Consider the following 24379-nt stretch of genomic DNA (forward strand, 5'->3'; position numbering starts at 1 on the left):
CTCTTTAGCATCCGCCCACCTTTCGCTCATTACCCAGGAGATCAAACCATGCAAAGACGAAAGTTCCTCAACGCCACCGGCGGCCTGGTCACGCTCACGAGCTTTCTGAGCCCGAAGTTTGTCTGGGGTCGAACCGAGATGCCCGAGCTCGACGCGGCTGTGCGCGGCCTGGAAGCCACGTCCCAAGGGCGACTGGGCGTGCATTTCCTCGACACCGCCGATGGCCGCGAATGGGGTTACCGCAGCGACGAGCGCTTCCTCATGCTCAGCACCTTCAAGACACTGGCCTCGGCGCTGGTGCTCCAGCGCGCCGACGAGGGCAAGGCGCCCTTGAGCAAGCGCGTGCGCTACCGCCAGCGCGATCTCGTGCAATGGTCGCCGGTGACCGAGAAGCACGTGGGCGGCCAGGGCCTGAGCCTGGCGCAGCTCTGCGAGGCCACCATCACCACCAGCGACAACACCGCGGCCAACCTGATCCTGCGCGAGGTGGGTGGCCCCGCCGCGCTGACGGCCTTCCTGCGCCGCGTGGGCGATCCGGTCACGCGCCTGGACCGCCTGGAGCCCGAACTCAACGAGCCCTCGCCCGGCGAGGACCTGGACACCACCACGCCGCGCGCCATGGCGCGCACCCTGCGCACGCTGCTGCTGGGCGAGGCGCTGTCGCCGGCCTCGCGCGCGCAACTCGCGGCTTGGCTCAAGGCCAACACCACGGGCGGCAAGCGCCTGCGCGCGGGTGTGCCGCCGAGCTGGGGCATCGGGGAAAAGACGGGCACCGCCGGCCCGAGCGCGAACGACGCGGGCATCGTCTGGCCGCCGGGGGCGGCACCCATCCTGGTGAGCGCCTATCTGGCGGACAGCCCGGCGGGCGCGGAGGTCCGCGAGCGCACGCTGGCCGGCGTGGGCCGGCTGCTCGCGGCCTGGTGAGTGGTGAAGCCGCGCCTCAGCCCGTGGCCACGCGGTAGCGCGGGCCGTCTCCGCCACCAGGCTCGAGCACCCAGCGCCGCGCGTGGTATGCCGCCACCCCGGGCCGGTGCGCGATGGACACGATGGCGCCGTCCTGCGCCTTCACCAGGGCCTGCAGGCGCTCGTAGAGCGTGGCCTCGGCCGCTTCGTCGAGCGCGCTGGTGGCCTCGTCGACGAACAGCCAGCGCGGCTGCTTGAGCAGGGCGCGCGCGATGGCCAGGCGCTGCTGCTCGCCACCCGAGAGCTTCTGGCCCCAGGCGTCGTGCTCGTCGAGCCGGGCCACCAGGTCGGGCAGCAAGGCGTCGCGCAACGCGGCCTGCAGCTCCTCGTCGCGGTAGCGCTCGGCGGGTTCGGGGTAGGCCAGGGCGTCGCGCAGGCGGCCGTTGGGGAAGTAGGGCCGCTGCGGCAGGAACATGGCGCGCGCGCTGAAGTCGGCCGGCAGGCGCAGGCGGCGCTTCGCCCAGGGCCAGATGCCCGCCAGGCCACGGAACAGCGTGGACTTGCCGCTGCCCGAGGGGCCTTGCACCAGCACCGAATCCCCGGCCGCGATGCGCGCGCCGTGCACCGCGAGCAGCGCGGCGCCGCCGGGCAGGGCGAGGTCCAGTCCGTCGAGCGCAATGGCGTCCTCGGCGTTGGTCTCGCTGGCGGTGGCCTGGTCGTCGGCCTGCAGGGCGGCGAAGCTCTCCTCGAAGCTGGTGAGGCGGTCGGTGGTGGCGCGCCAGGTGGCGAGCTGCTGGTAGTTTTCGACGAACCAGGACAGCGCGGTCTGCACGCGGTCGAAGGCCGAGGCGATCTGCATCAGCTCGCCGAGCTGGATGGCGCCACTGAAAAAGCGCGGCGCGGCCACGATGAAGGGGAACACCACGGCGGCCTGGCCGAAGCCTGTGCTGAACCAGATCAGGCGTTTCTGCGCGCGGATGAGCTGCAGGTAGTTGCGCAGCACGTCGCCGAAGCGCAGGCCGAGCTGGCGGCGCTCCACGGTCTCGCCTTTGTCCAGCGCGATCGATTCGCTGTACTCGCGCACACGCACCAGGTGGTGGCGGAAGTCGGCTTCAAAACGCTGCTGCTGGAAGTTGAGCGCGATCTGCGGGCGGCCGATGTAGTGCGTGATGACGCTGCCTGCCACGCAGTAGATCACCGCCATCCAGACCATGAAGCCCGGGATGTCGTAGGACTGCCCCTGGAACGTGAAGCCGAAGCTGCCCGACAGCGTCCAGAGGATGCCGATGAAGCTGAGCAGCGTGACCACCGCGTTGAGCAGGCCCATGGACAGGCCCACGGTGTAGCTGGTGAAGAGGTTGATGTCCTCGGCGATGCGCTGGTCCGGGTTGTCGGGCGGCGCGGCCTCGCCGCGCGCGTAGCGCGCGAGCTCCATCTGGTAGAAGCGGTGGCGCTGAAGCCAGCGGTCCAGGTAGTGGTGCGTCATCCACTCGCGCCAGCGCATCTCCAGCAATTGCGTGAGGTAGAAGCGGTACACCGCGATGACGATGAAACCGAAGGCGAGGTAGGTGAAGCGGCCGAGTTCGCGCCAGAAGACGGCGGCGTCCTTGTTCTGCAGCGCGTCGTAGAACACGCGGTTCCACTCGTTGATGAGCACCAGCATGTAGACCGCGCCGAGGTTGAGCAGCACGATGGCCAGCAGCAGGCCGCGCGCCTTCCACTTGTCTTCGGAATGGAAGTAGGGCGCCGACAGGCGCCAGGCCTTGCCGGCGAATTCGCGGAAGGCGCGCCACTTGCTGATCCTGGGTTCGGTCATGGGAGGACTCCGGCGGCGAGGGCCGCGATCTCGACGGTGAGGCGGTGCTGGCCACCGGGTGGCAGCCTGAGGGTGTCGTCGCCCGCGTTGGCGGTCTCGACGCAGACGAAGCGCTGGTGCGTGTCGGGGCCCAGGTCGCTCATGGTGGCGGCGAGTTCCGCGCCCGGGTTCCACAGCACGGCGGTGCGGCTGCCTTCGCTGCGCAGGTCCAGGGTTCGGCCACCGGCCGCGCCGAGCAATTGAAGCCGCGCGGGGACCGGTTGGTAGATGCGGTCGAGCCGGCCGTGGAAGCGCAGGGGTTCACCGCTGGCCTCGCCACGCGCGGCGGCGCCGGGCAGTTGGTCTATGAAGCCGCTGCCCTCCAGGCCCAGTACCCGCACGGTGTCGATGTGGTCCACCGCGAAGTAGCTGTGCAGGGCCTGGGTGATGGTGAAGGCGGTGTCGCCGGTGTTGCGCGTGCTCAGGCTCAGCCGCAGCGTGCGGCCCACGCGAATGTCCAGCCGCAGCTCGAAGGCGTGCGGCCACAGGGCACGCGTGGACGGATCGTCGTTGAGGGCCAGGGTGAGCCGCGTGGTGCCGTCGCTGTCGTCGGTGTGCTGGCGCAGCGCCCAGGGCCGTTGCCGCGCGAAGCCGTGCGCCGGACGGCCCTGGGCCTCGGGGTCGGGGCCGAACCAGGGCCAGCACACGGGCACGCCGCCGCGGATGGGTTGGCCGGGCTCGAAGCGCGCGCGCGGGCTCAGGAACAGCCAGTCGGGCTGGCCGTGCGGCTGGAAGGACAGCAGCTGCGCGCCCTGCAGCGACACCTGCGCGCGGGCCAGCGGGTTGTTCACCTCCAGGACCGGCAGGCCGCCCGGGCCGGCCACGGGGCACACGGTGGCGGGGGCGGGGCGGTCGGGGCGCTGCACGGTGGGTGCGCTCAGGGGTTTGAAATGCCCGAGGCCACGTGCCCCGCCGGCACGTGCTGCGCGGCGGATTCGATGTGGCCGGTCTGGTCGTCGAAGAAGAAGTCGGGCTCGAACTCGCGCAGGAATTCGCCCTTGGGCAGACCGCCGAGGAACATGGCCTCATCCACATCGATGTTCCAGTTCATCAGGGTGCGGATGGCGCGTTCGTGCGCGGGCGCGCTGCGGGCGGTGACCAGCGCGGTGCGCACGCGCATGAGCGGCGTGCCCTCGCTCTGCAGGCGGTGCAGGGCTTCAAGCAGGGGTTTGAACGGACCGCCTTCGAGCGGGGTGGTGGCCTTGCTCGATTCGTGCGTCTGGAAGGCCGAGAGGCCCTGCGCCTGATAGACGCGCTCGGCCTCGTCGGAGAAGAGCACGGCGTCGCCGTCAAAGGCGATGCGCACCTCGTGCGGGTGGGCGTCGCTGGCGCGCACCGAGGTGGGGTAGACCTGCGCGGCGGGCACGCCGGCGTCGAGCGCGGCGCGCACGTCGGCCAGGTGGGCCGAGAGGAACAGGTTGGCGCGCAGCGGGCGCAGGTAGCGCCAGGGCGGCTGCCCGCGCGTGAAGCTGCCGCGCTGGATGGGCAGGCCGTAGTGCTGGGCCGAGCGGAACACGCGCATGCCCGAGACCGGGTCGTTGCGCGAGAGGATCACCACTTCCACGCGCTGGGCGTGGGCGTCGTTGAAGGCGAGCAGCTTGTGCACGAGAGAGAAGGCCACGCCGGGTGCGGCGGGCGTGTCCAGGCGTTCCAGCTGCAGGCGCATGTAGGCCTTGTCGTCGCCCTGTTCGAAGATGCGGTTCTCTTCTTCGAAGTCGAACAGGGCGCGGGAGGAGATGGCAACGACGAGCTTGCCGTCCAGGGTGACGGGCATGTTCAGGTGACGAGTTGGTTGAGCTGGATGATCGGCAGCAGCACCGCCAGCACGATGAGCATGACGATCAGGCCCATGCCCACGATGAGCAGGGGTTCCAGCACCGTGGCCAGGGACATGGCGCGGCGCTGCACCTCGGCGCCGAGCTGGTCGGCCGCGCGCTGCAGCATCTGCGGCAACTGGCCGGTCTGCTCGCCCAGGCGGGCGAACATGCTCAGCAGCGGCGGAAAGCGCTTCTTGGCCGCCAGGGCCGAGGCCAGCGGCGCGCCTTCGCGCACGCGCACCAGGGCGTCGAGCGCGTCTTCGCGCAGGGCGCGGTTGTTGAGGGTTTCGGCGGCCGTCTGCAGCGCGCGCAGGATGGGCACGCCCGAGCCGGCGAGCATGGCCAGGGTGCCGGCGAAGCGCGTGGCGTTGAAGCCGCGCGCCAGGCGGCCGAGCACGGGCAGGCGCAGCACGGCGGCGTCCATGCGCAGGCGCACCGACTCCTGCCGGCGCGCGAACACCAGGCCGATGATGGCCAGCGCGAGCACGGCCAGCACATACCAGCCCCATTCGCGCACGAAGGCGCTGATGCCCATCATGATCACCGTGAGCGTGGGCAAGGCGCGTTCGCTGCCCTCGAACACGCCCGCCACCTGCGGCACCACGTAGCTCACCAGGAACACCACGATGACGATGGCCACGAGCGTGACGATGGCCGGGTACAGGGCCGCGGCGATGAGCTTGTTGCGCAGCGCCTCGCGGCCTTCCAGGTCGTCGGCCAGGCGCTCCAGCACGGTGCCGAGCTGGCCGCTTTGTTCACCGGCGGCCACCACGGCGCTGTAGCTGGCGGAGAACTCGCGCGGGAACTGCGCCAGCGCGCGCGCGAAGGCCGAGCCCGCGTTGACCTCGCTGCGCAGCGTGGCGACCAGGTTGCGCAGCTTGTCGTTCTCGGCCTCGTCGGCCAGGGCGCTGAGGGCGCGCTCCAGCGGCATGCCGGCGGCCACCAGGCCGGCGAGCTGGCGCGTCCACACGCCCAGTGCCGTGGCGTTGAACACGCGGCCGCCCCAGAGCGTGACGTTGAGGCCTTTGCCGCCGCCACCACCTTGCCCGGCCTGCGCCGCGGGCTCCACCGCCAGCGGCACCAGCGAACGCGCGCGCAGCATGCCGCGCGCGGCGCGCGCGGTGTCGGCGTCGATCACGCCCTTGTGCGTGTCGCCGTTGGCGTCGACGGCTTCGAAGGTGTAGGCGGGCATGCGAAAACCGCTATTCGCGCGTCACTGACATCACCTCTTCCACCGAAGTCACGCCCGTTTCGATCAGGCGCTGGCCGTCCTCGCGCATGGTGCGCATGCCGGCCTTCTCAGCGGCGGCGAACAGGCGGCTTTCGGCGGCGCGCTGGTGCACCAGGGCTCGGATCTGGTCGTCGGCCACCATGAGTTCGTAGATGCCGGTGCGGCCCTTGTAGCCGCTGTGGCTGCAATGCTCGCAGCCCACGGGGTGCCAGCGGCCTTGCGCGTCCTGGCGACGGCAGTGCACGCAGAGCTTGCGCACCAGGCGCTGTGCCAGCACGCCCAGCAGCGAACTGCTGAGCAGGAAGGGCTCCACGCCCATGTCGGTGAGGCGGGTGACGGCGCTGGGCGCGTCGTTGGTGTGCAGCGTGGCCAGCACCAGGTGGCCGGTGAGCGAGGCCTGGATGGCGATCTGCGCGGTCTCGTGGTCGCGGATCTCGCCGATCATGATGACGTCCGGGTCCTGCCGCAGGATGGCGCGCAGGGCCTTGGCGAAGGTCAGCTCGATCTTGGGGTTGACCTGCGTCTGGCCGATGCCGGGCAACTCGTATTCGATCGGGTCCTCGACCGTCATGATGTTCTGGCGCCCGGCGTCCAGGCGCTGCAGGCAGGCGTAGAGCGTGGTCGTCTTGCCCGAGCCGGTGGGGCCGGTGACGAGGATGATGCCGTGCGGCTGTGTGATGAGCCGCAGGAAGCGCGCGAGCACGTCGCCCTGCATCCCCACGGACTCCAGGTCGAGCTTGCTCTCGCTCTTGTCGAGCAGGCGCAGCACGGCGCGTTCGCCGTGCGCGCTGGGCAGGGTGGAGACGCGCACGTCCACCGCGCGCGTGCCGATGCGCAGGCTGATGCGGCCGTCCTGCGGCAGGCGTTTCTCGGAGATGTCGAGCTCGGCCATGATCTTCAGGCGCGAGATCAGCGCCGCGTGCAGGGCGCGGTTGGGCTGCACCACCTCGCGCAGCGTGCCGTCCACGCGGAAGCGCACGCTGGAGTGGCGCTCGAAGGGCTCGATGTGGATGTCGCTGGCGCCGTCGCGCGCGGCCTGCGTGAGCAGGGCGTTGAGCATGCGGATGATGGGCGCGTCGTCGGCCGTCTCCAGCAGGTCCTCGATGGCCGGCAGCTCCTGCATCATGCGGCTGAGGTCGGCGTCGCTCTGCACTTCGCTCACCACGGCGGCGGCGCTGCCTTCGCCCTGCGAGTAGGCGGAACTGATGCGCTGGCGCAGCAACTCGCCGTCTTCCCATTGCAGGTCGAGCAGGGGGTGCGTGCGCAGGATCTCGGACAGCGCGGACAGGCGCTTGGCCTGGGCCTGGGCGTCGGGCGCGGGCGTGCGGCTGCCCACCAGGGTGAGCCGGCCCGCGTCTTCCTCCAGCAGCCAGTGGTGCTCGCGCGCGAAGGCGTAGGGCAGCGGGTACTTCATGGGCGCGGCCTCACTGCGTGGGCGCGGGCGCCGGTGCCGGCGCGGCGGCCGGTGGCGTGGCCGGCGGTGTGGCCGCGGGCACGGTGTTGGGCGAGCCCTCGGGCGCACCGAGCGGCGTGGGGCGCGGCGCCTGGCGCACGTAGGGCAGGGCCTGAGGGCCCAGCACCGGGGTCTCGTTGATCTTGAGCACGCTGCTGGGCGTGGGCTGCAGTTCGCGCTGGATGGCGCGCATCTGCTCGTAGCGGTCGAGCGCGAGGTTGGCGGTGTCGCGTTCGTCGCGCAGCACCACCGGGCGCAGGAAGACCATCAGGTTGGTCTTGCGGCGGCTGCGCGTCTCGCTGCGGAACAGTCCGCCGAGCACGGGCACGTCGCCCAGGCCGGGCACCTTGTCCTGGTTCTGCGCGTACTCGTCCTGCAGCAGGCCGCCGAGCACCACGATGGCGCCGTCGTTGACGAGCACGGTGCTTTCGATGCTGCGCAGGTTGGTGATGAGGCCGGTGCTGGAATTGACCGAGGCCGGCGCCACGCTGCTCACCTCCTGGTAGATGGTCAGCTTGATGGTGCCGTTCTCGCTGATCTGCGGCTTCACGCGCAGGGTGATGCCCACGTCCTTGCGCTCGATGGTCTGGAAGGGGTTGACCGAGCCGTTGTTGCCGCCGCCGGTGTTGGTGAACTGGCCGGTGACGAAGGGCACGTTCTGGCCGATGACGATCTTGGCCTCTTCGTTGTCCAGCGTGAGCAGGTTGGGCGTGGACAGGATGTTGCCGGCGCCGTTTTCCTGCAGGAAGCGCGCGAGGAACCCCAGCACGTAGACGCCGTTGGTGCGGCGCGCGAGGCCGATGTTGAGACCGGTGGCCGGCGCCGTCTCGCCTTGCGCGAGGCTGAAGATGTTGCGCCCGCCTTCGCCGAAGTTGGTGCCGAGCAGGCCGATGACGCGGTCGCCGGAGCTGCCCGAGGCGCCTTGCCACTGGATGCCGAACTCGGCGGCCTTGTCGTCGTTGACCTCGGCGATGAGGCTTTCCACGTAGACCTGGGCGCGGCGCGAGTCGAGCTGGTCGATGACGGCGCGCAACTGGCGGTACAGCGGCTCGGGCGCGCTGATGATGAGCGAGTTGGTGGCCGGGTCGGCCTGGATCATGCCCCCGGTGGAGGGCTGGGCGCTGGCCGCCACGGGCGTGCTGGCGGCGCTGCCCATGCCGCCCCCTGTGTTGCCGCCGGTGAGGTTGATGGCCGTGGTGCTGGCGCGCGAGAGGTTGCCGCCGTTGGCCGTGCCGCCCCCGCCGCCCAGGCTGCCGCCGCCGCCTCCACCGCCGTCGCCGGCCGCGATGGCCGCGCGCAGCGTGGTCGCCAGCGACACCGCGTCGGCGTTCTTCAGGTAGACCACGTGGATGTTGCCGCTGGCTGCCACGGCCGAGGGCTGGTCGAGCCGCACCACGAGCGACTTGACCAGGGCCAGGCGCGCCGGGTTGGCCGCGCGCAGCACCAGGGCGTTGCTGCGCGGCTCGGCCACGATGGTGGTGCGAAAGGACGCGTCGCCGGCACCGGCGCCGCCGGCCGCGCCGCCCGCGGCGGTGGGGTCGATCAGGCGCTGGATCAGCGGCACGATGTCGGCCGCCACGGCGTGCTGCAGCGGGATGATCTCGATGTCGCTCGCGCCGGGCACGTCGAGCGCCGCGACGATGCGGCCGATGCGCTGCAGGTTCTCGGCGTAGTCGGTGATGACCAGGGAGTTGTTGCCCGGGTTGACGTTGATGGTGTTGTTGGGCGGGATCAGCGGGCGCAGCACGGGCACCAGGTTGTTCGCGTTCTCGTGGTTGAGGCGGAAGATCTGGGTGACCACGGTGTTGGACGCCGGCAGCGCGGAGACGGCGCCCGCGCTCACCACATTGCCCTGCAGCTTGGCGTCGGCCTCGGGCACGATCTTGTAGAGGCCGCCGGTGTCCACCAGCGCGAAGCCCTGCAGCCGCAACGCGGCGGCGAACTGGTTGAGCGCGGCGGCCGGCGCCACGGGCCGGTCGGTGGAGAGGTTGATGGTGCCGCGCACGCGCGGGTCGACCACGACGCTGCGGCCGGTGATGGTGGCCATGGTGCGCGCCACCGCCTCGATCTCGGCGCCCACGAAGTTGAGCGTGACGGGCTCGGACGGCCGGTTCTGCGCGGAGGCCGTGGGCGCGCCGGTCAGGCTCAGCGCCAGCGTGCAGGCCAGCGCGAGTGCGCTGCGGCGGCCGGCCAGGGGGGTGAGGGCAAACATGATGGCGATCCTACGTCCAGGGCGTGCTCACACTACTTTTTCAAGTGCGAACGGGGTGAGAACAGCGCCAATCTAGGCGCATGACGACGGCCAGGCTGGGTGCCTGGCCTAGGAGTGCAACGACGAGTGGCGCTGTTCTCACCCCGTTCCCTCCGGGTTGCGGCCAAAAATGCCATGCGCCGCGTTGCGAAGCCTCGCCGGGCCACTGGCCCGTCTGCGTTTCGCGCCTTGCGCATGGCATTTTTGATCCGCAACGCATCTTGAAAAAGTAGTGTGAACACGCCCTGGCTCACCCGATGGTGATGACCGAACGGGCGCCTTGGCGGCGGCCCACGATGTTGAGCAGGTTGGCAAGCGCTTCTTCGTTGCCGGGCGCGGCCTGGGCGTCGCCCGCGAAGCGCAGGCGCCCGCCCACCCATTGGCCGTTGCCCTGCAGCAGCAGGGCGCCGCTGAGGGTTTGCACGTCCAGGCGGGCGGTGTTGCCGTCGGCCTCGGCCTGCAGCGTGGCGCGGTAACTGCCCAGGGGGCGGATGCTGGACAGGCGCGAGGCGACGTCGAGCGCGTCGATGTTCAGCCCTCCCTGCAGGCGTGCGCGGCCACTGGCCAGCGCCACCCGGAAGCCATCGCTGCGCAGCGCGAGCGTGCCCTGCAGGCGCAGGGTGTTCCAGGGCGTGCCCAGTCCGGCGAGCAGTTCGGCCGGCCAGCGGCTGTCGAAGGCGGCGATGTCGAGCGCGGTTTCGCTCAGGCCGGGGCGCAGGTGCAGGTTCAGCGGCTGTGGGGTGCAGCACGGGGCTTGCAGGGCCAGGGCCAGGGCGGGGCCGCCGTCGTGCCAGGCCGGGCGCAGGCGCCAGCGCAGGCCCTCGGGCAAGGCACTGCGGGTGCGGCTGCCCTCGCCGCCGGTGAGCAGCAGGTCGGCCTGGCCGGTCCAGACGCTGCCGCGCGCGTTGACGAGTTGCACCTGCCCGCCGCTGGCCTGGCCGAGCGCGGCGGCCAGCCAGCGCGCCGGCGCAAACAGCAGCAAGGCCAGCAGCAGGCCCAGCACGGCGGCGACGAAGGCCAGGCGGCGCACGGTGGTGATGGACATCATGAAACCTTCGCGCAGCGCGCTGCGGTGCGAACGCCTTCGGGCGGCCGGGCGGCGTTCATCTCAGTTCCCCGCGAGCGGTGGCCCGCTCAAGACCAGCGTGCCGCTCCAGGTGGTGCCCGGGCCGTCGCGGTTGAGTTGCGATTCGAGGGGCAGCAGCCGCGCATTCACACGCACCTGCTGCAGCCAGCCGGCCAGGGCCTGGGCCTCGGTCTGGCGCAGCGTGAGGGTGGCGCGGTCGGCCAGCACGGCGATCTGGCCGGTGCCGCCGAGCGCGCTTGTGGCGGCCTCCAGCGCGCGCAGGGCCTCGTCGCGGCCCGGCGGCTGGCCGGTGGACCCGGCGCGCAGGCCCTCGGTGGTCTGCGCGAGTTGCTGCATGCGCGCCAGTTGCGCGTCCAGCGCGGCGTGGCGGGCGGGGGCGGCGCGCAGCGTTTGCCAGGCGGGGGCGATGGCCAGCCACCACAGCAGGGCCAGGCCCACGATCAATGCAGCGACCAGCACCAGGCGGCGTTCGCGCTCGGCCAGGGCGCCGTACCAGGCGGCCACGCCGGAGCGGGCGCGCTGCAGGGGGGAGGGGGAGCGGTCGGCGGCGGCCATGTTCAGGGTTGCGGTGCCTGCAGCACCAGTTCGTTGCCGTCGTATTGCGCGCGCCAGCCACCGCCCTGCAGGGCTTGCTGCAGGGCGCGCACCTGTTCTTCGCCCGCGCGCCAGCCGGACAGGCGCAGCGCGCCGTTGTCGTAACCGATGCGGGTGGGGGAGAGCGGCTCGCTGCCGGCCGCCCGGTCCACCGCGGCGAGCAGGGTTTCCAGGTCGCCGGCGGCGAGCTGGCCGCTGGCTTGCTGCAGCCGCGCCACCTCGCGCTGCATCTGCGCGGGCGCGTCGAGCACCAGCTGGATCTGCGGGAAGGTGGTGGTGAGCGTGGTGCGCACGGCGTCCTGCTTGGCTTGCAGGCTCTGGCGCTCCTGCCAGGCCACCAGGTTCAGGCCCACGAGTTGGGCCACGAGCAGGGCCACCAGGCCCCAGCGCGCCGCGCGCCATTGCGGGGCGCTGCGGAACTGGCGCCAGGCGCGCCGCCAGCGCTGGCCGCGCCGCGCGCCCGAGGAGAGGCTCAGGTCGAACTGGGCGAGGTTCCAGTCGGTCTGGCCCGCGCGCAGCAGCCACTGGGCCGGCGGCACGGGGTCGAAGGGTCGCTGCAGGACGCGTTCGGCGAGTTCGCTCACCAGCGGGTCGGCCAGCCAGACGTCCAGGGCGTCGGTGGCGCGCCAGTCGTTGCCGTTGTTCGCGCTGGGCAGCAGGGCGTCCAGCGGCAGGGGCTGGTCGTCGCGCAGGGGCACGCTGCTCACGCCGAGCACGCTGGCGCTGGCCAGCCAGACCTGGTCACCGTCGATGTGGGCCCAGTGCAACTGGCCGGGCGAGTCCATGGCGAAGCTGCGCGTGGCCCCGGCGGCGCCGGGCACCCGGGCCGCCACCAGGGGCCACATGAGCGGGGCGATGCGCGCGACCGGGCGGCCGGCGGATTCGAGCGCGCGCAGCCAGTCGCGCAGGCGGTTCTTGTCGGTGCTGGCGATCCACACGGTCTGGCCGGGCCGGCCGCCGGGTTCCAGGGCGTGGTGCAGGGCACCGACCTCGCTGAGCACCTGGTCTTCCAGCATGCCGTCGAGCGCCGCGCGCAGGCGCGGGCCGCTCACGCGCGGCAGGCTCAGGCGGTGCCAGGAAAGGGCGCGCGGCGGCAGCGCCAGCACCAGCTCGTCGTCGCGCGGCAGCAGCGAGATGGCGGACTCGCCGTCTTCGGCCGGGTACTGGCCATCGGTGCTGCGCACCCATCGCATGAGCGTGGCCGCGGCCGAGGGCGCGGCCTGGTGGTCGATGGGCGTGACGATGAGCACGGGCGGGATTTCAGCAGATGGGACCGGCCATTCTAGAGAGGGTGCATGGCAAAACCACGCTTCAAATACTCTAGGGCGTTGTGCTGTGGCTTCAATGGAGGCATCGGCTGTGCTTGGCGGCGCCCGCAGCGGTCTCAGCGGCGCGTGAAGCGCTCGCGCCAGACGATGCGCACGTCCAGGGCCTGGCGCACCACCAGGGAGCGCTCTTCGATGATGGTGTCGTCCAGCCGCAGGCGGCCGCGCACCTCGAAGTAGGCGCTGCGCACGCCGTGGTACTGGTCGCTCAGGGTCACGGGTCCTTCGGGCAGCAGGCGCTGGGCCTCGGCGATGGCGCGAAACGGCTGGCGCTCGCGCGCCGAGACGAGCCCACGCGCCTGGGCCAGGTCCAGGCCCGGCAGCGAGGCGGCGATGGCTTCGGGGCTGGCGGTGTTGAGGTTGAGCGTGGTGCGCTGCGGCAGAACGGTGAGGTGCGGCTCCAGCCGCGCCAGGCTTTCGGGGGAGAGGCCGAGCCAGGCCAGTTGCGAGAGCTTGGCCGGCAGCAGCGCGGTGCGCGAGGGCAGGGGGTCGCTGAGCGCGAGCCGGGTGCTGGCCAGCAGTTCGTTCACGGCGGCGTCGAGTTCGCTGACGGGCAGGCCCAGCAGTTCGTAGAGGCGGCGCAGGATGTCCAGGTCGGGCTCGGAGATCTCCACCTGGCGCGTGCCCGGGCCCTGTCCCGGGCCTGACCCTTGCCCGGTGGTCTGGCGCACCGCGTTGTTGAAGTTCAGGCGCGACTGCAGATCGGTCATCTCGCCCGAGAGGAAGGCCTCGAGCGCGCTGTCGGCGTTGTTGTCGCGGTCGGCGGCGAGGAAGCTGGACAGCCGGGCTTCCTCCAGGGGCAGCGCCCAGGGCTCGCCCAGGTGGTCGGGGTTGCCATTGGTCTGGTTGCCGCGCGCGTCCTCGCGCAGGATCAGGCGCGCCCAGTCGAGCGCCCCGGCCAGGATCCAGGCGGCCTGGGCGCGCTGGCGCTCGGCGCGCTCGATTTCCAGGGCGCGCCACTGCTGCCACAGCGCGCTGGCGGCCAGGGCGGCCACCAGGGTGACGGTGAGCATGGCCAGCAGCAGGGCGGCGCCGCGTTGGCGATTCCCCGCCGGGCCGCGCAGTGGTGAAGCCTGGGGGCGCAGCTTCATGGCGCGGCCTCGAGCGTGGGCCGCACCCAGTCGCGTTGCAGCACGCCTTGCAGCGCACTGCCGGCGGCGGGCAGCTCCAGCAGCACGCGCACGCCGTTGGGCAGGTTCAGGTTGGGCGCATAGGCGTCGCCGCCGGCCGGGGGCTGGTTGTCGGCGGCCGACTGCGGGTTGGTCCAGGCCTCGCCGCGGTGGTAGTAGAGCTGCCAGCCGAGTGCCGGCACCAGGGCGATGGCGCTGTCGGCCGTGGGCGCGGTGAGCGGATTGCCCGGGTTGCCGCTGTCGCCGGGCACGGCCATGCGGCCGCTGGCCCAGTCGGCCGCGCGTTGCCAGGCGCGGGCGAGTTCGTCGCGCTGGCGCAGCGGGCCCGACTGCCAGCGCGACCAGCGCGGGCCTTCGGGGCTGCCGAGCAGGGCCCAGGCGACGACGCGGATGCCGCGGCTGTCCAGCCCGGTCTCCATCGGGTCGCGCCGCGTGAGGCGCAGCACCTGGCCGTTGAAGTCGATCGGCGCGATCTCGCGCGTGTCGATCATGGCGTCGAGGTCGGCCGTCCACTGCCCCAGCGCGGCCTGCAGGCGCCGCAGGTCGTCGGCGCGGGTCTGGGTGATGGTCTGCGTGCGGCTCATGCCGTCGATGGCGCGCCAGGCCAGGATGGCGATCGTGGACAGGATGGCCAGCGCCACGAGCAGCTCGATGAGGGTGAAGCCGCGCGTGCGTTGCATGGGCTTCATGGATCAGTAGCGGCCTTGGACCGTCGACAAGGTCAGCAGACGGGTGCCGGAGCCATCGGTGCCGCGAATGACCGTGGCGTCGACCCGGCGGAAGTTGGGGTTGGGCGTGGGCAGCACCGACACGCGCACGCGCAGGGCGTGGCCGGCCTGTTCGCAGACGGCGTCGGTGTCGCCGGTGCCGGGCAACTGGCGTTGCAGGCGCAAGGCGGTGAGCGCGTTCTCGGCGCACAGGGTCGCCAGCCACTGCTCGGTCTGCCGCTCGGCGGTGCGCGTGAGCGCGCTGCTGGCCTGCAGGCCGGTGGTGAGCGTGAGCGCCACCACGCCCAGGGCCACCAGCACCTCGATCAGGGTGAAGCCGCGCGCGGTTTTCATGGGGTGTCGGTGGCCACGCGGAAGGGGCCCAGGCCGTCGGTGGCCAGCACGAGGCGGCGCTCGCCCAGGCCGAGGGCGATGCGCTGGGCGGGAATGAGCGGCTCGGGCCCCAGCACCAGGGCGGTGGCGCCGGGCGGCTGCAGCACCAGCGCGGCGGTGTCGGCGTTGAGCCACTGATGCACGCCTTCAGACGGCGTGGGGCCATCGCCAGCCCGTGCGCGCGGCAGACCGATGAATTCGAAGCCTTTGGGCCGCACGCGCCAGACCACGGGCAGGCCGCTGGTGAGCGATTGCGCGCGCGCCGATTCGAGCATGGCCGACAGACGCAGCGCCTCGCGCTCGAGCCGGGTGCCGCTGTCGTCGCGCAGCGAGAAGGTGACGGCCGCGGTGGCCATGGCGATGATGGCCACGACCACCATCAGCTCGAGCAGCGTGAAGCCCCGGAGGTGGCCGCGATGCATGGGGTGGTGGCTGGCCGTCAGCGGGCCGGCCGGTTCACTGCCAGCTGCCGACGTCGGCGTTGGCGCCTTCGCCGCCGGCCTGGCCGTCGGCGCCCAGCGAGAGCACGTCGATCTCGCCATGCACGCCGGGGTTGAGGTACTGGTACGGCCGGCCCCAGGGGTCGTTGGGCAGCTTGTCGAGGTAGCGGCGCCAGTTGGGCGGGATGGCACCCACGGTGGGCTTGTTGACCAGCGAGCCCAGGCCCTGCTCGGCGCTGGGGTAGCGCTGGTTGTCCAGGCGGTAGAGCTTGAGCGCCTGCATCAGGTTGTTCACGTCGGTGCGCGCGGCGGTCACGCGCGCGTCGTCGGTGCGGTCGAGCACGTTGGGGACGATGAGCGCGGCCAGCACGCCGATGATGACCAGCACCACCATCAGCTCGATGAGCGTGAAGCCGCGGCGCAGCGCGCGCCGGGCGGGCGTGAAGGAGGGGAGGAGGGGGCGTGTCAAAGGGGTCTCCGGCACCGTGTCGTCAGGGCCCCGCGAAGGGGTCGGTCGATCATAATGCGCGCATGAGTCGGCCATCCACTTTCGGGCACTCGGTCTTCCTCGGCGAGGGCGCGGCGGCGTCCGGCGGCGCGCCCCGGCGCGCCCCGGGCTTGCTGGCGGTGCTGCTGTGGCTGGCCGCCGGGCTCAGCGTGGGTTACTGGGTGTTGCAGACGCTGGGGCGCTCGCCGCTCACGCCGGTGGCCGCGCCCGCCGTGGCGCCGCCCGTGCCCGACGCGGCATCGGTGGCCAGGGTGCTGGGTGCCGTGCAGGTGCCTGCCGTGGACGCCCCGGCCGGCGCGCCGCCCCCACTGGCCTCGCGCTTCCAGTTGCTGGGCGTGGTGGCGGCCGGCGGGGCCGATGGCGCCGCCCTGATCGCCATCGACGGCCAGCCGCCCAAGCCCTACCGCGTGGGCATGGAGCTCGACGGCGGTGTGGTGCTCGAGTCGGTGCAGCGCCGCTCGGTGCGGCTGGCGCCCTCGGGCGCTGGCGCGTCGGGCTTCGAGCTCACGCTGCCCGAGGTCCCGGGCGAATCGTCCTGAGGCCGCTGGCGACCCGGCCATGGCCCAGCGCGGTGCCACGACGACCGAGCCGATAGCACCGGACGCCTTGCGGCCCTCGGGCAGCCTGTTGGCCAACCTGAGCGACGAGCTGCGGCGCCATCCGCCCTTCGACGAGATGGACCCCGCGCACGTGAGCGCCTTCGTGGCGGCCTCACGCCAAGCCTATTACGCCCCCGGCGAACCGGTGGTGGCCCCCGAGGACGGCCCCGTGCGCGAGCTGTTCTTCATCCGCCGCGGCGCGGTCACCGGCAAGCGCGGGCTGTCCGAGGTCTCGGGCGGCGCCTTTCAATATGAGGCGGGGGACCTGTTCCCCATCAGCGCCGTGCTCGCTCAGCGCGCGCCGACCACGCAGTACCACGCCACCGAAGACACCTTCGTGCTGGTGATCGGCGCCGAGGACATGCGCGCCCTGGCCCAGCGCAGCCCGCCGTTCGGCGATTTCCTCAACCGGCGCATCCTGAAGTTCCTGGAACTCTCGCGCGCGGCGCTGCAGGTGGCGTACTCCTCGCAGGCGCTGGCGGAGCAGTCGCTGGAGACGCCGCTGGCCGAGCTGGTGGGCCACAAGGCGCCGGTGAGCTGCGCGCCGCACACGCCGTTGCGCGAGGTGCTCGGGCAGATGCATGAGCGGCGCATCGGCTCGATGCTGGTGGTGGATGGCGCGGGGGCACCCACGGGCATCCTTACGCGCTCCGACGTCTTGGGCCGTGTGGCCTTGCCACAGGCGCCGCTGGACGCGCCCGTGTCGTCCGTGATGGTGCAGCCCGTGCACAGCCTGCCGCACGACGCCACCGCGCAGGACGCGGCGCTGGCCATGTCCACGCATGGCATCCGCCACGTGCCCGTCACCCGCGGCGGGCGCCTGGTGGGCATCGTGTCCGAGCGCGACCTGTTCGCGCTGCAGCGGCTCAGCCTCAAGCAGGTGAGTTCCAGCATCCGCAACGCCACCAGCGTGGACACGCTGCGCGTGGTGGCGCACGACATCCGGCGCTTCGCGCGCACCCTGCTGGGCCAGGGGGTGCAGGCGCGCCAGCTCACGGCGCTGATCAGCCACCTCAACGACGCGCTCACCACGCGGCTGATCGAGCTGGCCGCCGATCGGCACCAGTTGTCGCTCGCGGACGCGTGCTGGCTGGCGCTGGGCTCCGAGGGGCGCAGCGAGCAGACCATCGCCACCGACCAGGACAACGCCCTGATCCGCCCTGAGGGCAGCGATCCGGCGCGCTACCTGGCCTTCGCGCGCGAGGTGAACCAGGCGCTGGACGACTGCGGCTACCCCTTGTGCAAGGGTGGCGTGATGGCCGGCAAACCCGAGCTGTGCCTGACGCTGTCGCAGTGGCGCGAGCGTTTCGCGCACTGGATCGAGCACGGTTCGCCGAAGGACCTGCTCAACGCCAGCATCTTTTTCGACTTTCGCCCGCTGGCGGGCGACGAAGGCCTGGCGCAGGCGCTGCGAGAGGAGGTGACGGAGCACGCGCGCACCACGCCGCGCTTCCTGAAACAGCTCGCGCTCAACGGCCTGGAACATGAAGCGCCGCTGAACTGGCTGGGCAACATCGACACGGTCACGGTGGGCGGACACGACACGCTGGACATCAAGCTGCAGGGCACCGCGATCTTCGTGGACGTGGCCCGGCTGTACGCGCTCGCGCACGGCGTGCCGGCCACCAACACGCGCGAGCGCCTGCAGGCCGTGGGGCCGCTGCTGGGCGTGCCCGCGCACGAGTCCGAGGCCTGGATCGGCGGCTTCGACTACCTGCAGTTGCTGCGGCTGCACGCCCAGCTCGACGGCACCACCGTGGGCGACAACCCGAACCGCATCGCCGTGGACACGCTCAACGACATCGACCGCCGCATCCTGAAGGAAACGCTGCGCGTGCTGCGCGCGCTGCAGCAGCGGCTCAAGCTGGACTACGACCGATGAGCGCCGCCGGGCCGTTCCCAAGGCGCTTGGCCCCGCAGGGCGCCGCACGGAGGCTTGTTCAGCTCGCCTGGTGGTCGGGCTGGTTCGGCCGCGCGCCTGGCTCGCTCCCGGCGGCCACCGAGCGCTGGGTGGTGCTCGACGTGGAGACCAGCGGCCTGGACGTGGCGCGCGACCGCCTGCTGGCGATCGCCGCCGTGGGGCTGCGCGTGGACTGGGCGCGCCGGCGACTGGACGTGTGCCTGGGCGACAGCTTCGAGGTGGTGCTGCGCCAGGTGCAGGCCTCCAGCCGCGACAACATCCTGCTGCACGGCATTGGTGTGCAGAGCCAGCGCGAAGGCCTGGATCCGGTCGAGGCGCTGCGGGCGTTCGAGGCCTTCGTCGGCGAGGCGCCGCTGCTGGCCTTCCACAGTGCCTTCGACGAAGCGCTGATCGGGCGCCACGTGCGCCAGCTCCTCGGGCACCGGCTGGTCAACCCCTGGGCGGACATCGAGCACCTGTGCGCCGCCACGCACCCGCGGGTGCGCGCGCGATCGCTGGACGAATGGATGGCGCACTTCGGCATCACCTGTCCCAAGCGCCACCAGGCAGCGGCCGACACCCTGGCCGAGTGCGAGTTGTTGCAGAGCGTGTGGCCCGCGGTGGCCAAGGAGTGCCGGAGCTGGCGCCAGGTGCGGCGGCTGGCGGCGAGTCGCCGCTGGCTGGCCGCACACTAGGCCGGCGCGCCGCTCAGGTTTCCAGCAGACTCTGCGTCGCCAGCAGCAGCGGCCACGCCAGCAACGCGCCGGTGCCCTGGTTGATGTGCAGGTCCAGGTCGAGCAGGGGCATGGCCTGCAGGTGGATCAGCATGAGCCGGTGCGCGGTGGCCGGCGAGCGCTGGGCGTAGACGAGATAGTCTGCCACGGCCGGGCTCAGGCCGCGCGCCACCAACGCCGCGGCGCCGGCCACGAAGCCATCGACGAGCACCACCCGCCGCTCGCTGGCCGCCTGCAGCATGGCCCCGGCCATCATCGCGATCTCGAACCCACCGAAGGCCGCCAGCGCGTGAATGGGTGAGACCGCCTGCGCGTGCCGCTGGGCGGCGGCGGTGAGCTTGTCCAAGCGCTGGAAGTGCACGGTGTCGTCGAAGGCCGAGCCGGGGCCGTCGTCGCGCGGCAGGGCGTCCACCATGGGCACGCCGCACAGGCGCGAGAGCAGCAGCGCGGCGCTGGCGGGGTTGGCCACGCCCACCTCGCCCAGGGCCAGCACGGTACCCGGCAGGTGGCGCACCACGTCCATGCCCGCGTGCAGAGCCGCCACCGTTTGCTTGAGCGACATGGCCGGGCCCAGCAGGCAGTTGCGCGTGCCATAGGCGATCTTGCGCGGCTGCAGCGTGGCCGGCGCACGGCCGCGGTGGGGCGGTGGCGGGGTGATCGGCGTGGCCATGCCGGCGTCCACCACCGTGACCTCGAAGCCGTGCTGGCGGGCCAGGGTGTTCACCGGCGCGCGGCCCGTGAGCAACTGGGTGACCAGCTCGGCGGTGGTGGACTGTGGCAGGTCGCTCATGCCCTCCACGGCCAGGCCGTGGTCGGCGGCGAACACCACCAGTTGCGGCGCGTCGAACACCAGCAGGTCGAATGGCAGCGCGCTGCTGTGCTGGATGCGCGCGAGCTGACCCGCCAGCCACTGCAACTGGCCCAGCGCGTTGGCCGGCTGGCCCTCGGGCTGCAGGCGGCGGTGCAGGGCGTGCTCCAGCATGGCGTCGGCCGTGCTGGCGATGGCGGGCAGTTTCAGGCCCTCGACGGGCGCGAACGGGCGCTGTGCGTTGATCGGCGTGAGAGCGGGATCGCGCGCCATGGCGTGTTCAGCTGCGCAGGAACAGCCGGTAGGCCGGGTTCTGTGTTTCTTCGACGTAGGGATAGCCGAGCGTGTCGAGAAACTTGGCGAAGACCTTGTCATCCTTGGCGGGCACCTGCAGGCCCACCAGGATGCGCCCGTAGTCGGCGCCCTGGTTGCGGTAGTGGAACAGGCTGATGTTCCAGCTGGGGCGCATGAGGCTCAGGAACTTGAGCAGGGCGCCCGGTCGTTCGGGGAAGATGAAGCGCATCAGGCGCTCGTCGCTGGCGTGGACGGAGTGCCCGCCCACGAGGTGGCGCAGGTGCTCCTTGGCGAGTTCATCGTGCGTGAGGTCGAGCGTTTCAAAGCCGTGGCGCACGAGTTGCTGGGCGATCTTGGCCGACTCGCCCTTGCCCGCCGTGGTGAGGCCCACGAACACGTGCGCCTGGGCGCTGTCGTGCATGCGGTAGTTGAACTCGGTCACGTTGCGCGCCGTGCCGGGCAGCGAGCCGATGACCTCGCAGAAGCGACGGAAGCTGCCGCGCTCCTCAGGCATGGTCACGGCGAACAGCGCCTCGCGCTCCTCGCCCACCTCGGCGCGCTCGGCCACGAAACGCAGGCGGTCGAAGTTCATGTTCGCGCCGCACAGGATGGCCGCGTAGGTCTGGCCCTTGGTCTTGTGCGTGGCCACGTACTGCTTGATCGCCGCGACCGCCATGGCGCCGGAGGGTTCGACGATGCTGCGCGTGTCGACGAACACGTCCTTGATGGCGGCGCAGACGGCGTCGGTGTCGACTGCGATGAACTCGTCGACCAGTTCGCGCGCGATGCGGAAGGTTTCTTCGCCGACCAGTTTGACCGCCGTGCCGTCGGCGAACAGGCCGACGTCGGGCAGCGTCACGCGTTCCTTCCCGTTGACCGAACGCATCATGGCGTCGGAGTCGGTCATCTGCACGCCGATGACCTTGATCTCGGGCCGCACGGCCTTGATGTAGTTGGCCACGCCGCTGACCAGACCGCCGCCGCCGATGGCGACGAACACCGCGTCGAGCTGGTTCGAGCCCAGGCTTTGCAACTGACGCAGGATTTCCATCGCGATGGTGCCCTGGCCGGCGATCACGTCCGGATCGTCGAAGGGATGAACGAAAGTGAGCCCCTGCTTTTTCTGCAAGCCGACCGCGTGGTTGTAGGCGTCGGTGTAGCTGTCGCCGTGCAGCACCACCTCGCCCCCGAAACCCCGCACCGCGTCAATCTTGAGTTGCGGCGTGGTCACCGGCATCACGATCACCGCGCGGATGCCCAACTTGCGCGCGCTGAGGGCCACGCCCTGGGCATGGTTGCCCGCCGAGGCGCAGATGACGCCCTTGGCCAGTTGCTCGGGGCTCAGGTGCGCGATCTTGTTGTAGGCACCACGCAGCTTGAAGCTGAAGACGGGCTGCTGGTCTTCCCGCTTGAGCAGCACCGTGTTGTGCACGCGCCGGGATAGGGCTCGGGCGGGCTCGAGGCTCGACTCCACCGCCACGTCGTACACCCGGGCTGTCAGGATCTTCTTGAGGTAGTCGGCGGGCGTCAGTGGGGCAGCGGCTTTCATCACGGGACATTATCGACGGGCGAAAAAAAACCCGGACCAACGATGCTGGTCCGGGTTTGAATCCACCCGTGGAGGGTAGAGGAGACAACCGGTTCAATACAATGACGTAAGTATATCGCCGGTTTGCTGCGTTGCAACAACCCGACGTCTCTTGCCCTCATTTTTAGAGCAAAGCCCTCAGAAATCGCGGGCTTTGTCACGGAGAAGTACCTGATGGAATGCACCGTCACCTGGACCGGCGCCAGTGGCACCCGCTCGTCGATGGGTTTTGTGGCCGAAACCGGCAGCGGGCACGTGCTCGCCATGGACGGCGCGCCCGATGCGAACAAGCCGGAGAACGGTGGCGCCAACCTGGCCCCGCGCCCCATGGAGACGGTGCTGGCCGGCACGGGCGGTTGCACGGCCTATGACGTGGTACTCATCCTGAAGCGTGGCCGCCACGACGTGCGTGGCTGCTCGGTCAAGCTCACGAGCGAACGCGCGCCCGTGGACCCGAAGGTGTTCACGAAGATCCACATGCACTTCACCGTCACGGGCAGGGGCGTTCCGGCCAGCGCGGTCGAGCGGGCGATCGCCATGAGCCACGAGAAGTACTGCTCGGCCAGCATCATGCTGGCCAAGACGGCCGAGATCACGACCAGCTTCGATCTGCTGGAGGGCTGAGGCCTCGCGCAGGTCCGGTTCAGATCCTGTGCGCCACGGTCGTCATGACCTTGGCTGCCATCCGCATCAGCCCCTTCACGGGCACCGGCAATTCGACCGCGCCGGCCTGCTGGGCCAGGCGGGCGTGACGGGCCTCGTCGAGCTTCATCTGCGCCACGATGGCCCGTGAGGCATGGTCCTCGATCGGCAGCCGGTCCAGGTGGCTGGCCAGGTGGGCCTCCACCTGCCTCTCGGTTTCCACCACGAAGCCCAGGCTGGGGCCCTTGCCCAGCCGCCCGGCGAGCAAGCCCAGCCCGAAAGCGCCCGCGTACCAGAGGGGGTTGAGCAGCGAAGGCCGGCTGCCCAGTTCGTCGAGGCGCGTCTTGGTCCAGGCCAGGTGATCGGTTTCCTCCCGGCCGGCGTCTTCCAACTGGCGAGCCAGGGCCTCGTTCGGTGCCTTGCCGCGCGGCCCGGGCCAGCGGGCCGCCAGCGCCTGGGCCGTGTACAAGGCTTGGGCGCACACCTCGCCGACATGGTTCACGCGCATCAATGCACCAGAAAGATGCCGCTCCTCGGTGCTCAGTGCACCATCGTCGTGATGTTCGGGCACGGTGGGGCAGGCCTGGCTGGCCCGTGGCGCGGCAAACAGGGTGCGAAGGGCCGAATCGGCCGCGCCCACGAGGGCATCACTCAGCGGTTTCATGTCGTTCTCTCAATCGAAGCGTCGGCCTATCGTGCCACGCCACGAGTCTAGGGGTAACCCCTGGGAACCGTGGCAATGCTGCAACAACAGCACCACGCTGGGGCAACTTGCGGCCGACAAACGTGGCGGTTGCAAGTCGTTTCTGATGCAATGCCCCCAGCTTCCTCAATGGAGGTCGGCTCGGGGGCACAGACTCCCGGCCTCTTAACCCAAACCTTGGAGAATTCCTCGATGAAAAAGACCCTGATCGCTCTGGCTGCCGTCGCCGCCTCCGGCGCCGCGATGGCCCAGTCGTCGGTGACCCTGTTCGGCAACATTGACATGGGCATTCGCCACGTCAACCCCGAAACCGGTCCCTCCATCACCTCGATGTCGAAGAACCTGATCTCGTCGAGCGCTATCGGCTTCCGCGGCGTGGAAGACCTGGGCGGCGGCATGAGCGCCGCTTTCCACCTGGAAGGCGACCTGGATCCCGACACCGGCACCCCGGGTGGCCTGCAATTCCGTCGTCGCAGCACCGTGAGCCTGATCGGTGGCTTCGGCGAACTGCGCCTGGGTCGTGACTACACCCCGACCTTCACGGTGCACACCAAGTACGATCCGTTCGGCACCAACGGCCTGGGCAGCTCGATCAACATGTTCAACAGCGCTGGCGTGTTCGGCGCGGTGTCGACCTCTGGCGTGCGCTCGGACAACGGCATTGGCTACCTGGCCAAGTTCGGCAGCTTCGACGTGGCGTACATGTACGCTCCGCGTGAGAGCGCCACGAACAACAACGACTACCACGGCATCCGTGCGGGCTACAACGCTGGTCCCCTGAGCGTGGACGTTGCGGCTGCTCAGGAAGTTGGCAGTGCCGCCACCGTTGGCTTGCACAACCCCAGCCGTGTCAACTTCGGCGTGGCCTATGACTTCGGCTTCATCAAGCCGATGTTCCAGTACACCACCGCCAAGCTTGAATTCGCTGGCGGCGAAATCAAGGCGAACAACGTGCTGGTCGGCCTGACCGCTCCTGTGGGTCCTGGCCTGCTGCGCTTCTCGTACGTTCGCACCAACGTGGAAGATGTCGGCTTCTTTGACGAGAGCGGCAAGCAGATCGCGCTGGGCTACACCTACCCGCTCAGCAAGCGCACCTCGTTCAACGCGAACATCGCGCGCATCAGCACCAACGCTGCCTTCACCGCCGAAACCGGCATTGGCGAGCAGACCGGCTACGAAATCGGTATCCGCCACACCTTCTGATCGTCTGCGGGCTTGCCCGCTGGTATCAAAGGCCAAAAGCCACCGCCTCGGCGGTGGCTTTTTTCTTGTCTGTATCTGAAGCAATTGGTGCGAAGCTTGCTGAAGCTTGGTGCGACCGCGATGTTGCATGATTGCCACGTTTTTGGGCCTCTCCGTGTAAAACCCTAAGGAGTAACCCGTAAACGGATCGGACGCTGGCTACCATCGCTTCAGT

23 protein-coding genes are annotated in these 24379 nt (G+C 70.7%); 6 read left to right on the plus strand and 17 right to left on the minus strand.

Annotated features, from left to right (window positions below; genetic code table 11):
* Positions 1-48 precede the first annotated feature (48 nt).
* Positions 49-924 carry a class A beta-lactamase gene (bla, locus tag VLG41_RS14555; RefSeq protein ID WP_325350116.1) on the plus strand — a complete coding sequence of 292 codons (876 nt, stop codon included), beginning with the start codon at positions 49-51 and terminating at the stop codon, positions 922-924.
* A 16-nt stretch (positions 925-940) separates the two neighbouring features.
* Here bla and VLG41_RS14560 read toward each other — a convergent pair whose 3' ends face one another.
* From VLG41_RS14560 to gspG, 14 genes are all read right to left on the minus strand, one after another.
* A complete protein-coding gene (locus tag VLG41_RS14560) occupies positions 941-2719 on the minus strand; it encodes an ABC transporter ATP-binding protein/permease (RefSeq protein ID WP_325350117.1) in 1779 nt (592 codons plus the stop codon).
* On the minus strand, positions 2716-3624 hold the full coding sequence (locus VLG41_RS14565) for a D-hexose-6-phosphate mutarotase (protein ID WP_325350118.1): 909 nt from the start codon (positions 3622-3624) through the stop codon (positions 2716-2718). The genes VLG41_RS14560 and VLG41_RS14565 overlap by 4 nt, the downstream gene beginning before the upstream one ends.
* Positions 3625-3635: 11 nt before the next feature.
* Positions 3636-4532 (minus strand): 5'-nucleotidase, encoded by an 897-nt coding sequence (locus VLG41_RS14570; RefSeq protein ID WP_325350119.1) that lies wholly within the window; start codon positions 4530-4532, stop codon positions 3636-3638.
* Between the two features lie 2 nt (positions 4533-4534).
* Positions 4535-5767, minus strand: a complete 1233-nt coding sequence (gene gspF / locus VLG41_RS14575) for a type II secretion system inner membrane protein GspF (RefSeq protein WP_325350120.1) — start codon at positions 5765-5767, stop codon at positions 4535-4537.
* A gap of 10 nt (positions 5768-5777) precedes the next feature.
* Entirely contained in the window at positions 5778-7220 is a 1443-nt protein-coding gene (gene gspE / locus VLG41_RS14580; protein WP_325350121.1) for a type II secretion system ATPase GspE, read from the minus strand.
* A 10-nt stretch (positions 7221-7230) separates the two neighbouring features.
* Entirely contained in the window at positions 7231-9471 is a 2241-nt protein-coding gene (gene gspD, locus VLG41_RS14585; RefSeq protein WP_325350122.1) for a type II secretion system secretin GspD, read from the minus strand.
* 289 nt (positions 9472-9760) lie between these two features.
* Positions 9761-10555: a type II secretion system protein N gene (gene gspN / locus VLG41_RS14590; protein ID WP_325350123.1), complete on the minus strand. Its 795-nt coding sequence runs from the start codon at positions 10553-10555 to the stop codon at positions 9761-9763.
* Positions 10556-10618: 63 nt separating this feature from the next.
* Positions 10619-11152, minus strand: a complete 534-nt coding sequence (gspM, locus tag VLG41_RS14595) for a type II secretion system protein GspM (protein WP_325350124.1) — start codon at positions 11150-11152, stop codon at positions 10619-10621.
* A 2-nt stretch (positions 11153-11154) separates the two neighbouring features.
* Positions 11155-12441, minus strand: coding sequence for a type II secretion system protein GspL (gene gspL, locus VLG41_RS14600; protein ID WP_325350125.1), 1287 nt, complete (start codon positions 12439-12441; stop codon positions 11155-11157).
* Positions 12442-12575: 134 nt separating this feature from the next.
* Entirely contained in the window at positions 12576-13607 is a 1032-nt protein-coding gene (gene gspK / locus VLG41_RS14605; RefSeq protein ID WP_325350126.1) for a type II secretion system minor pseudopilin GspK, read from the minus strand.
* Positions 13604-14326 carry a PulJ/GspJ family protein gene (locus VLG41_RS14610; RefSeq protein ID WP_325350127.1) on the minus strand — a complete coding sequence of 241 codons (723 nt, stop codon included), beginning with the start codon at positions 14324-14326 and terminating at the stop codon, positions 13604-13606. The genes gspK and VLG41_RS14610 overlap by 4 nt, the downstream gene beginning before the upstream one ends.
* 12 nt (positions 14327-14338) lie before the next feature.
* Positions 14339-14707 carry a type II secretion system minor pseudopilin GspI gene (gene gspI / locus VLG41_RS14615; RefSeq protein WP_325350128.1) on the minus strand — a complete coding sequence of 123 codons (369 nt, stop codon included), beginning with the start codon at positions 14705-14707 and terminating at the stop codon, positions 14339-14341.
* Positions 14704-15168 (minus strand): prepilin-type N-terminal cleavage/methylation domain-containing protein, encoded by a 465-nt coding sequence (locus VLG41_RS14620; protein WP_325350129.1) that lies wholly within the window; start codon positions 15166-15168, stop codon positions 14704-14706. The genes gspI and VLG41_RS14620 overlap by 4 nt, the downstream gene beginning before the upstream one ends.
* A 34-nt stretch (positions 15169-15202) precedes the next feature.
* Positions 15203-15655 carry a type II secretion system major pseudopilin GspG gene (gene gspG / locus VLG41_RS14625; protein ID WP_325350130.1) on the minus strand — a complete coding sequence of 151 codons (453 nt, stop codon included), beginning with the start codon at positions 15653-15655 and terminating at the stop codon, positions 15203-15205.
* A gap of 62 nt (positions 15656-15717) precedes the next feature.
* Between gspG and VLG41_RS14630 the strand changes: the two genes are divergently transcribed.
* The 3 genes from VLG41_RS14630 to VLG41_RS14640 are packed head-to-tail and all read left to right on the plus strand — an operon-like array spanning position 15718 to position 18888.
* A complete protein-coding gene (locus tag VLG41_RS14630) occupies positions 15718-16233 on the plus strand; it encodes a type II secretion system protein N (protein ID WP_325350131.1) in 516 nt (171 codons plus the stop codon).
* Positions 16234-16252: 19 nt separating this feature from the next.
* A complete protein-coding gene (locus tag VLG41_RS14635) occupies positions 16253-18175 on the plus strand; it encodes a DUF294 nucleotidyltransferase-like domain-containing protein (RefSeq protein ID WP_325350132.1) in 1923 nt (640 codons plus the stop codon).
* Positions 18172-18888 (plus strand): 3'-5' exonuclease, encoded by a 717-nt coding sequence (locus VLG41_RS14640; protein WP_325350133.1) that lies wholly within the window; start codon positions 18172-18174, stop codon positions 18886-18888. The genes VLG41_RS14635 and VLG41_RS14640 overlap by 4 nt, the downstream gene beginning before the upstream one ends.
* Before the next feature lie 13 nt (positions 18889-18901).
* Here the strand turns inward: VLG41_RS14640 and VLG41_RS14645 are convergent, their stop codons facing one another.
* Positions 18902-20008, minus strand: a complete 1107-nt coding sequence (locus tag VLG41_RS14645) for a nicotinate-nucleotide--dimethylbenzimidazole phosphoribosyltransferase (protein ID WP_325350134.1) — start codon at positions 20006-20008, stop codon at positions 18902-18904.
* Between the two features lie 7 nt (positions 20009-20015).
* Positions 20016-21578, minus strand: coding sequence for a threonine ammonia-lyase, biosynthetic (gene ilvA, locus VLG41_RS14650; RefSeq protein ID WP_325350135.1), 1563 nt, complete (start codon positions 21576-21578; stop codon positions 20016-20018).
* 213 nt (positions 21579-21791) lie between these two features.
* On the opposite strand from ilvA, the gene VLG41_RS14655 reads away from it, so the two are divergent.
* A complete protein-coding gene (locus VLG41_RS14655) occupies positions 21792-22241 on the plus strand; it encodes an OsmC family protein (RefSeq protein ID WP_325350136.1) in 450 nt (149 codons plus the stop codon).
* A 19-nt stretch (positions 22242-22260) separates the two neighbouring features.
* On the opposite strand, the gene coq7 is transcribed toward VLG41_RS14655, so the two are convergent.
* Positions 22261-22923, minus strand: coding sequence for a 2-polyprenyl-3-methyl-6-methoxy-1,4-benzoquinone monooxygenase (gene coq7, locus VLG41_RS14660; RefSeq protein ID WP_325350137.1), 663 nt, complete (start codon positions 22921-22923; stop codon positions 22261-22263).
* 231 nt (positions 22924-23154) lie between these two features.
* Here coq7 and VLG41_RS14665 point away from each other — a divergent pair, with 231 nt between their 5' ends.
* Positions 23155-24165 carry a porin gene (locus VLG41_RS14665; protein ID WP_325350138.1) on the plus strand — a complete coding sequence of 337 codons (1011 nt, stop codon included), beginning with the start codon at positions 23155-23157 and terminating at the stop codon, positions 24163-24165.
* Positions 24166-24379: the final 214 nt, after the last annotated feature.

The organism is Hydrogenophaga sp. (assembly GCF_035481345.1).
Taxonomy (GTDB): Bacteria; Pseudomonadota; Gammaproteobacteria; order Burkholderiales; family Burkholderiaceae_C; genus Hydrogenophaga.